This is a genomic window from Trichocoleus sp. FACHB-40 (assembly GCF_014695915.1).
In the GTDB taxonomy this organism is placed as follows: Bacteria; Cyanobacteriota; Cyanobacteriia; order Cyanobacteriales; family FACHB-T130; genus Funiculus; species Funiculus sociatus.
This window is the reverse complement of sequence record NZ_JACJPF010000022.1, coordinates 40,259-50,191: the sequence shown is the minus strand read 5'-3', so window position 1 is coordinate 50,191 and position 9,933 is coordinate 40,259. Positions and strand designations below refer to the sequence as shown.

The 9,933-nt window shown below is 47.4% G+C and carries 8 protein-coding genes and 2 pseudogenes; 6 read left to right on the top strand and 4 right to left on the bottom strand.

The window, feature by feature from the left end:
• Positions 1-253: 253 nt before the first annotated feature.
• Positions 254-1,042 (top strand): annotated as a pseudogene (locus H6F63_RS00900) (metallophosphoesterase); the annotation flags it as partial.
• Between the two features lie 96 nt (positions 1,043-1,138).
• On the opposite strand, the gene H6F63_RS00895 reads toward H6F63_RS00900, so the two are convergent.
• On the bottom strand, positions 1,139-2,041 hold the full coding sequence (locus H6F63_RS00895) for a S1 RNA-binding domain-containing protein (RefSeq protein ID WP_190443568.1): 903 nt from the start codon (positions 2,039-2,041) through the stop codon (positions 1,139-1,141).
• A gap of 50 nt (positions 2,042-2,091) precedes the next feature.
• Complete coding sequence (locus H6F63_RS00890) at positions 2,092-2,844, bottom strand: dienelactone hydrolase family protein (protein WP_190634076.1); 753 nt, start codon at positions 2,842-2,844, stop codon at positions 2,092-2,094.
• 480 nt (positions 2,845-3,324) lie between these two features.
• On the opposite strand from H6F63_RS00890, the gene H6F63_RS00885 reads away from it, so the two are divergent.
• The 5 genes from H6F63_RS00885 to argH all read left to right on the top strand — a co-directional run bounded on the left by H6F63_RS00885 (position 3,325) and on the right by argH (position 8,975).
• A complete protein-coding gene (locus H6F63_RS00885; protein WP_190426494.1) occupies positions 3,325-4,308 on the top strand; it encodes a GntR family transcriptional regulator in 984 nt (327 codons plus the stop codon).
• A gap of 66 nt (positions 4,309-4,374) precedes the next feature.
• Positions 4,375-5,046: a nitroreductase family protein gene (locus H6F63_RS00880; protein WP_190634075.1), complete on the top strand. Its 672-nt coding sequence runs from the start codon at positions 4,375-4,377 to the stop codon at positions 5,044-5,046.
• 428 nt (positions 5,047-5,474) lie between these two features.
• Entirely contained in the window at positions 5,475-6,941 is a 1,467-nt protein-coding gene (locus H6F63_RS00875) for a PP2C family protein-serine/threonine phosphatase (protein WP_190634073.1), read from the top strand.
• Positions 6,942-7,061: 120 nt separating this feature from the next.
• Positions 7,062-7,307, top strand: coding sequence for a hypothetical protein (locus tag H6F63_RS00870; protein WP_347276754.1), 246 nt, complete (start codon positions 7,062-7,064; stop codon positions 7,305-7,307).
• A gap of 279 nt (positions 7,308-7,586) precedes the next feature.
• Entirely contained in the window at positions 7,587-8,975 is a 1,389-nt protein-coding gene (gene argH, locus H6F63_RS00865; protein ID WP_190634071.1) for an argininosuccinate lyase, read from the top strand.
• A gap of 125 nt (positions 8,976-9,100) precedes the next feature.
• Here argH and H6F63_RS00860 read toward each other — a convergent pair whose 3' ends face one another.
• Positions 9,101-9,313 (bottom strand): hypothetical protein, encoded by a 213-nt coding sequence (locus H6F63_RS00860; protein WP_190426596.1) that lies wholly within the window; start codon positions 9,311-9,313, stop codon positions 9,101-9,103.
• 151 nt (positions 9,314-9,464) lie between these two features.
• A pseudogene (locus H6F63_RS00855) lies at positions 9,465-9,718 on the bottom strand (RNA-binding protein).
• Positions 9,719-9,933: the final 215 nt, after the last annotated feature.

Here is a 9,933-nt window from a genome sequence, read left to right as displayed (position 1 = left end):
TTTTTGTAGTTTCTCTACTTGCTCTTGATTGAGATAATTTTTCGCTGGCATCTTTCACTTGTTAGACTAAATTTACTTTCGGATTATACTTTATTTAAATGCTGAACAGCTTAACTGTGATATTAGTAGGAACACGGATTTTGGTCAATTTCTTCGAGGTGTTGCATATCAACCTAAAGGAAAACGAAAAAATAGGTAGACCAAAGCGGCCGAACAATTTCTCCACCACCTCCGCCAAGACTTCCCCCTAAAGCCAGAACAAATTATCCTCGTTCCCGGCAACCACGACCTCAACTGGAAACTGGCAAAAAAAGCTTACGAACTCACTGACCGCGACGACTACGACGGACAACTCAAAGAGGGTCACTACATCGAAGTAGATGAAAGCGTCATCCGAGTCCGAGACGAAGCCGAATACAAACAGCGCTTTGCCCACTTTAGCTCTTTCTATAAAACCATTACACAAAAACCCTATCCCCTCGAATACCACCAGCAAGCCACCCTAGACCACCTAAAAGAGCAAAACCTGCTAATTTTGGGGCTAAACTCCGCTTGGCAACTCGACCACCATTACACAACCCGCGCCAGCATCAACACGAATGCCCTCAGCAACGCCCTCGCCCAAATTCGCCGCAACCCAGACTACAAAAATTGCCTGAAAATCGCCGTTTGGCATCATCCCCTCGATAGTGCATACTCAGACCGCATCACCGACCAAGGATTCCTAGAACAGCTAGCCGTTAATGGTTTCCGCCTCTTCCTGCACGGACACATCCACAAAGCCGAAACCAGCCTCTTCCGCTACGACATGAGTACCAGCGGGCGAAAATTAGACCGAATTTGTGCCGGAACCTTTGGCGCACCCGTCCGCGAGTGGGTGCCTGGTTATCCCCTCCAGTACAACCTGCTGAAAATTGAAGACAACCAACTCAGCGTTTACACCCGCCGCCGCGAAGAAGTCAATGGTGCTTGGAAACCCGATGCACGCTGGCTTCAGGGTGCGGGGAAAACACCGTTAGATTATTATGCGATCGCATTGTGACCTGAGATCCCCCAGCTTATCTCCAAAAGAGAAGAGGACAAAAATGCGATCGCATTCCTTCATCAAAAACGCGATCGCATCCTATCTTCCTAAGACCTATCTCGTGAGATTCTTCCTGGCACGTTCGGCACGCGCTTCGGCTGATTCCATCACCTCAGTCATATTTTCCATCATTTCGCCGGGGTGATTTTCTAACACTCGGGTAGACAAAGAAACCCGACCTTTTCCTTCATCCAGGTCAATAATTATTGCCTTAATTAGCTGCCCCACTTGAAACACTTTTTCAAGAGATTCTACAAAAGTTTGGCTTACCTGTTTGATGTGCAGTAAACCTGTTACGCCCTCTAAATCAACAAACACACCAAAAGGCTTGATGCCAGTAATTTTGCCTTCAATTAGTTGTCCTACTTCTAGTAGGTTAAAGCTGGCAGAACGAGTGGCTTCCCGTTGAGAAAGTACAAGTTTGTTGGTGTCGGGAGAAATTTCTAAAAAGCTGGCAGTCAGTTTTTCACCAATTAAGGCATCTAGATTATCACGGTCAATCAGGTGCGATCGCGGAATAAATCCCCGCAACCCCTGGACATCTACCGTGACACCCCCTTTATTCACACCACTGACTCGTACTTGCACTGTTTTGCCGCCTTCGAGCATTTCCGCAAGGTTATCCCATGCTTGCTTGATTTCCATCTGCCGCACCGAAAGCGTCATTTGACCATCGGCATCTTGCTCTCGGATAATCAGAAAATCTCTTTCTTCTTGCAACGGCAACACTACAGATAAGTCTGTTACCCGTCTCAATGAAGCCTCTTCCAAGGGGACAAAAGCTAGAGACTTGCCACCAATATCAACATACGCGCCATTGCTTTCGTGGTTTTCCACTCGGCCGCGCACTACCTGTCCTCTTTGAAACTGGTAGTCGTGTTGTTCGAGGGCTTTGGCAAAATCATCCATTGAAAAAGACGGTTTTGCATCTTGAGAAGGGGTCGATTTGGAATTCATGACCGATAAAGTGTGAAGTGTAAAAGTATTAACAATCGAGTAAAAGTTTTTTAACTCGATTGTTCCGATTTCAGTTGTTGCTCAAATAGCTGCTGCACCTGCTTCCAGGCATCTGCTGCTGTGGCGTTATTGTAACTGGCGCGATGGTCGCAGAAAAAGCCGTGATCTGCTCCATCGTAACGGAAGACGCGATGAGGAATTTTGTGTTTCTCTAGTTCTGCTTCAATTTGGTCTACCTGTTCGGCAGGGATGCTGGCATCTTCCATGCCAAAAAAGGCATAAATTGTGCCAAAAATGTCTTTTGTCCGCGTGACGGTAGGATCTCCGCCGCCGGGAGTGCGAGTGGTAATGCCAGCACCGTAGAAGGAAGCAGTGGCTTTGATATCGGGTAGGGTGGCGGCGAGATAGGCTACGTGTCCGCCAAAGCAGAAGCCGATGCAGCCAAAGGCTGGTTTCACGTTGCTCCTGGTTTTGAGGTAATTAATTGTTGCCTGGATGTCCCCTAGTAGCTGCGGTGCGGTGGTTTGCATCGCGTACTCTCTGCCGATTTCAATGTCTTGGGGGGTGTAACCTGTTTCAAAATCCGGGGCAAGGCGTTGGAAAAGAGCGATCGCGATCGCTACATACCCCTCTTTCGCTATCCTTTCTGTCACCTCCCGGATGTGGACATTTACCCCAAAGATTTCTTGCAGCACCACGACTCCGGGAAAAGTCCCTTCCACTGGCATCGCCAGGTAAGCCGCAATTTCTACATCTCCATTGTGGATCTTGACCGTATCTGTACGAATCTCTCTGTCTGCCATCAGAATTTCTTCCTTTATTCTGCCATTTTTCTAGCAGATGGTGCTAATATCTTATCTACCAGTACATTGCCCATTATTTTTAGCTTTTTAAGCACTTTAAATATTTTTAAACTTTTTTCTAAACTTATAGATATTCTCAGAATAACTTTATATTATTAATTATTTGATTAAAAATTTAAAATAGATTAAAACTTAATATTCTCTTAATTATCTTGAGAGATAGATGAGATTCTCTTGTTGAAAACACGAGCTTTTCGTGAATAATTTATAGTTGTAGTTTGTAATAAATAGTTAGGGAAAAGTAAGAAAAGTGTGATGGAATGAGTTCGGCATTGGTAGACTCAAAAGAAAGATTTTTTCCCAGCTACAACGAGCTATACTGACTCAGACATCTACCCGGAGGGATAAGAAGGGTAGCAATTGTGCTATTACAGATATGCTCCCTTTAACCTCTTTATCGGAGTCTTTGGAGGCTCTGGAATGGTACAATTTCATATTCAACCAGACAGTGAAATACCAGCATCAAAACAGCTGTTTGACCAAATGCAGTTTGCGATCGCATCCCGGCAGTTTCCTCCCGGTCATCGGTTGCCCAGCACACGACAGCTAGCAATGCAGACGGGGTTGCACCGCAACACCATCAGCAAAGTATACCGACAGCTAGAAGAAACCGGACTGGTGGAATCTCAAGCTGGATCGGGCATTTATGTCCGCGCCCAAGGTCACGAGGGCGGGACAAACTTGCGATCGCCCATCCTCGCCCAATACCCCCAAGCCTACAAACTGGTTCAGCAAAGCCTTGACGAGTTGCTTAACCAGGGTTGTTCGCTCAACCAAGCTAGAGAACTGTTCCTCTCAGAAATTGACTGGCGCTTGCGTTCCGGTGCGCGGGTGCTGGTGACAGTTCCTTCACGAGACATGGGCGCTGGCGAGTTGATGGTTCAGGAACTGGAAAAATCTTTAGGGATACCAGTGCAACTGGTGCCGATGGAAGAACTTTCCCAAGCTCTGGATCAAACCCACTCCGGTACAGTAGTCACAAGTCGCTATTTTATCGGAGATGCGGAAGCGATCGCTGCCCCCCGGTCAGTGCGCGTTATCCCCGTTGATATCTACGACTACGCCCAAGAACTCCAGTTGATTCAAAAACTCCCCAAAGACAGCTGTCTTGGTGTAGTTAGCCTCAGCTCCGGTATCCTGGGAGTCGTAGAAATTATTATCCACAGCCTGCGTGGAGATGATTTGCTGGTAATGACAGCTCAGGAAAAAGATGCCTACAAAATTAACGCCATCGTCCGCAGCGCCCAAATAGTTATGGCCGATCAGGCAAGTTTCGCTACAGTGAAAGCGGCAGTTGCAACTGCTAGGGAAGATATTATCCGCCCACCCCAGCTATTTTGCAGCGAAAACTATATCGGCACCAAGTCGATTAACTTGCTTAAACGCGAACTAGGTTTAGGGTAAGCGATTTTGAATTAATGATTCTCGGATCGCCTAATCTAAAATTGACAAAAAACAACAGGAGAAAAAATGACAATTGACATGAAACCCTCCACAGGTTTAAAAGATGCCATTGAGCAGCGTCGTGGAGCCAGAGCTTTCCGACCCGACCCGATTCCAGAAGTGATTCTGGAAGAAATTTTGCGTTTAGGAGTACGCGCCCCATCCGGCTACAATTTGCAGCCTTGGCGGTTTATTGTTGTCCAACAGCAAGAAAATAAAGAAAAGCTGAAAGCGTGCGCCTTTAACCAGCGTCAGGTTGGCGAAGCGCCAGTAGTATTGATTTGTTGTGGCGATCGCCGCGTCGCCAAACTAGAATACATCGAATCCGTCATCGAACTGGGTAGCAAAGCCGGGGCGATGACTGATGACTTCGCAAATTATATGCGATCGCAAATTCCCGCCTTCTTTGAAAACCACCCCTCCTTTGGCAGCATCGAAACTTGGACAAACCGCCACACCATGTTAGCCGTAGCGCATATTCTCATCGTCGCCAAGAGCTTTGGTATTGATAGCTGTCCAATGGAAGGGTTTGTGGCAGCTCAGGTAAAAGAAGCTTTCAACATCCCCGCAGAGGTAGATGTTTGCTGTCTGGTACCCTTGGGCTATGCCTCAGAACCTTTTAAAGGGTATGGTGGGCGCTTTGATATCGAGCAGGTTTACTACGGCGAAAGCTACGGCGAATCTCTGCATCTATCTTGAAAATAGCAATCACAAAGCGCCAGAACCAAAAATTTTCCTCATCTTTAGAAAATCTAAAATAAACTCCTTAGGTGATTGGCACAAGAGCAAATAAGCGCTATCATCTCAGCTCAAGTACAAACAGTAACTATACCTTTGCCTCCAAGGTCGCGCCAGAAAAGCTAGCTGCAATCAAGATTTTCTAGAACAGTAGAACAAACTACCTTTACCCGAAATGTTTAAGCGCTGAATTTCTCTCAAAAATAAGCTGTACCAAAAGGTAGATTTACACTATTTGATGACGATTGGGGCAAAAATTGAAGCTTTGAAATTGCCGACGGGTAAGGTTTTTATAATCAAAAATCAAAAATGAGATTACCCTTTCTTCTTCTTTTCACTGATGGCTAATGACTGATGACTAATAACAATGACATTTAATGCCTGACGCTATGACTGCTGTGCCTCTTCCCCGCCAGCCATCTCCCTCAACCGACAGCACCAGTAGTGGTGCCGCTAACGACACAACACCAGTTTTTGCCCTCAAAGAACTGGTGGCACGTTTGCATAAAGAACAGCGCAAGATTCAAGACTTGCTCTCGTCTTTAGGTTTTGCCCTGCGTAGCTTCAACAACTTAAATCAGTTTTTGGAGCTAATTCCACTGATGGCAACACGGGTGACAGATGCCGATGGCGGCATTCTGATCAGATTTATGCCTAACGGTCAAGTGCGCCTGGAGCGCCTACACTGCCAGGAGGGGCAAGCGTGTCAGGATATTCGCAAGACGCTACAGCTGGCAACTCGTCAGATCAGTAACTCGCTGGCAAAAGCAGCGATGGCCCAAAGTGACGACACAGGCAAGTTCGCCGCTGTGCCGATATCTGTAGACGAACAATTGAGCCGTTACCTGGGGTCAGACATTAAACTGTTTGGCACGCCCATTTTGGTGAAGAATGCCGAACGGGGACGTTTGTATGTGTTCAGTCGCGATCCGAAATACATTTGGACAGACACGCGACAGAAGTTAGTCCGGTTAGTAGCAGATCAAACCGGAGTAGCGATCGCTAACGATGAACTTACCGTCGAGTTACGCCAAAAAGAACGCTTAGATCGAGAATTAGAAATTGGTGCCGATATTCAACGACACCTGCTACCGCGTCAATGTCCTGATATCCAAGGTGTCGAATTAGCGGCAAAGTGCCAAACGGCTAGCCGAGTCGGTGGAGATTACTACGACTTCATCCCTGCCAACTACGACCAACTGCGACCGAAAAAGAACAGCGACTCCGAGATAGATACCGTCCAAGGGCTTTGTGTGCCGTGGAGCGTCGTGATTGGTGATGTCATGGGCAAAGGAGTCCCAGCGGGCTTGATCATGACCATGACGCGGGGGATGCTGCGAACTGAGGTGCTAAACAGGCACACACCAGCCAAGATTCTGCAACACTTAAATCGGGTAATGTACGCCGATCTGGAAAATTCCCATCGGTTTGTCACCCTATTTTATTCCGAGTATGACCCGCAAACCCGCATCCTGTCTTACAGTAACGCGGCGCATAATCCTCCCCTGTTGTGGCAGGCATCAACCCGTACCATCAAGCGCCTAGATACCTGGGGAATGCTGATCGGACTGGATGCCGATTCTCAGTACGAGGATGCCCAGGTACATCTGTGTCCTGGGGACACGATTATTTATTACACAGATGGGTTTACGGATGCGGCGAATCAAAATGGCGATCGCTTCGACGAAGAAAACCTCAGTCGCGCCTTCCAGTGGGCTTGTCAGCATTGCCATAGTCCCCAAGCAATTCTAGATTACCTGTTTGAGCGAGTCCAGCAGTTTATCGGTTCATCCAACCGTAACGGCGATGATATGACTCTGGTAGTGATGCAGGTCAAAACTCAGTTGTCAAGTTGAAACGTTTCAACGTTCCCACGCTTTCGGACTAGCCAAGTCATCCGCTTTATGTTAATAAAATCCTGAACAGATATTTAACGACACCAGCCAACATTCATTGGTTGTGAGGAAATCAGCGTGATGGAACTCTACGGAATGCAAGACATAATCAGTTGGCTACCCAACTTGACCCACGGACACGATGCTGTATCATTGTGGCTTTCGCACTCACCACTAAATTCGCCCTTCTTGGCTCAGAACATACGAGATCCAGATGTTTTGGGTCAAATACAACGTGCCTTTAACTACTTCATTAAGTCAGGGCAAGTGTGGGCGCTGTTGATAGGGCTGTTTTTAGGCTACGTGATTCGAGGAATTACAGCTTAGTCATTGGCGGCGTGAAGGTTTAAAGATGCAAGAAAGGGCGCTGATACCGCTCTAGATCGGGATGAAAAAGTAATCTTTCATACTTCATCTTTGATGCTTCATCCTTCATACTTTTTTGCAACCTGCTTCTACGGGTTGTTCTAGGGAGTGAGGAGTTAAGAGTGAGGAGTTATTAATTCAAAACTCAAAAGTCAAGATGCGATACATCGCGTCTGGAACAACTCCTCACTCCTCGCCTCCTAACTTTCTTGTCTAGTTTCCAAGGTAAACAACAAGCTCGTGACTCAACAAAAAACCTGGAGCCAGCGTTTTGAATCAGCGTTGCATCCCGCGATCGCTCGCTTCAACGCCAGTATCGGCTTTGACATTGAACTTATCGAATATGACATTACAGGTTCTATCGCTCACGCTAAAATGCTTGCCAAAACTGGCATCATCTCAAAAGAAGAGGGAGAGCAACTGGTCGCTGGCTTAGAAGAGATCCGCCAAGAGTACAGGCTAGGAGAGTTTAACCCAGGCATTGATGCCGAGGATATACACTTCGCTGTAGAACACCGCCTGACCCAATTGGTAGGTGATGCTGGCAAAAAGCTGCACACGGCGCGATCGCGTAATGACCAGGTAGGCACCGATACGCGCCTCTACCTGCGCGACCAAATTACCCAAATTCGCAGCCAGTTGCGCGAATTTCAGGGAGTCCTCTTCAACCTGGCCGCAGACAATGTAGAAACTCTGATTCCCGGTTATACGCACCTACAACGCGCCCAACCAGTAAGTTTAGCCCATCACCTGTTAGCTTATTTTCAGATGGTACAGCGGGACTGGGAGCGGCTAGGAGAAATCTATAAGCGAGTCAATATTTCGCCTCTGGGGAGTGGCGCTTTAGCGGGTACTACTTTCCCCATTGACAGGCACTACACAGCCGAACTGTTGAATTTTGATGGTGTCTATGCAAATAGCATGGATGGAGTGAGCGATCGCGACTTTGCCATTGAATTTTTGTCTGCCTCCAGCATAATCATGGTTCACCTCAGCCGACTCGCTGAGGAAATTATCCTTTGGTCATCTCAGGAATTTGGCTTTGTCACCCTACTAGACACCTGCGCCACTGGCAGCAGCATCATGCCCCAAAAGAAAAACCCCGACGTACCAGAACTGGTGCGGGGTAAAACAGGTCGTGTTTTTGGGCATCTTCAAGGAATGCTGGTGCTGATGAAGGGGCTACCCTTGGCTTACAACAAAGATTTGCAAGACGACAAAGAAGCCCTTTTTGACAGCGTGAAGACAGTTAAAGGCTGCTTGGAAGCAATGACCATTCTGTTGAGCGAGGGGCTAGAGTTTCGCACCTCCCGCCTTGCCCAAGCTGTCGCTGAGGATTTCTCCAACGCCACAGACGTTGCCGACTACTTAGCGGCGCGGGGTGTCCCGTTCCGGGAAGCTTACAACCTTGTCGGCAAAGTTGTAAAAACTTCCCTCGCCGCTGGGAAATTGCTCAAAGATTTGAGCTTAGAAGAGTGGAAAGAATTGCACCCAGCTTTTGAGTCAGACATCTATGATGCGATCGCACCTTCACAAGTCGTTGCTGCCCGCAATAGTTACGGCGGTACTGGCTTCGACCAAGTGCGACAAGCACTTCAAGCTGCCCAATCTCAGCTGAGTGGTGACTAAACAATACCCCACAGCGCCTTAGCTTTGATGCTAGACCAAAGACCGCTTGTGCGGTCTTTGGTCTAGGTAGGCAGGCTTAATCTGCATAGCCCTAGACTTTAGTTGTCAGGCTCTACGCAGCGAAACTAGGACATTGCGCCCATTCCGCCGCCCATTGCGCCCATTCCGCTCATAGCGCCCATTTTGTCGCTATCCTCTTCTTCATTGTTTCTCTCTCCAGGCGCTCTTTGACGCCGGAATTTAGAGAAACGACCCGTAGTTTGACGCTTACGAAACTTGCGGGCGTATGCTTGATTACGCTGCGCCTTTTCTTTCTTGGGGTTACGGCGCTTCGCCATGTTCACCTCTTTGATAAACTACTAAAACAGTGCCTTAAACGCCTATTTAAGGCAATTCATTATGTCATGCAGCTTTGGTTGCGTTGCCGCTTGCTAAATAAAAACCTTGCCGCACTTACAACGAACAACCAACGAACAACCTATGATAACCTTACAACCTGCCGCGATCGCGTGTGGGTCGAGAATTTTCCTTCGGTTTGGCTTTATTCCCTCCCATCAGACGCCCCATCCCTTCGAGATAGCCGCATCTTCTTGAGGAACTTCCACCATCTCCACGAAAGCAAAACCCCGTATTTTCCCTGTCTCCCGGTCAGTAGGTACGATCAAACTTTTGACCGCATACGCAAAGACTTGTTTAAGGTCTTCTTGAGTGACCTGGTAAGAGTTCCCGACGCAAATAGTCATCCAACAAAATCCATCCGAACAGTTGACTTACAGGATTCAGCTAGAGATGCTTAAGAAACAAAAGCTTCTAAAAACATCTCATAACGTACAAAGGCAACGCGAATTAAGACAGCTTATTCCCCAACACCATTTTTTTAGTATTGGAAGTCTCGGCATTCAAACCTGTGGAATAAATACCAAAACAGGCTAGCCAAAAGGCGGCAGGTTGCTGATTG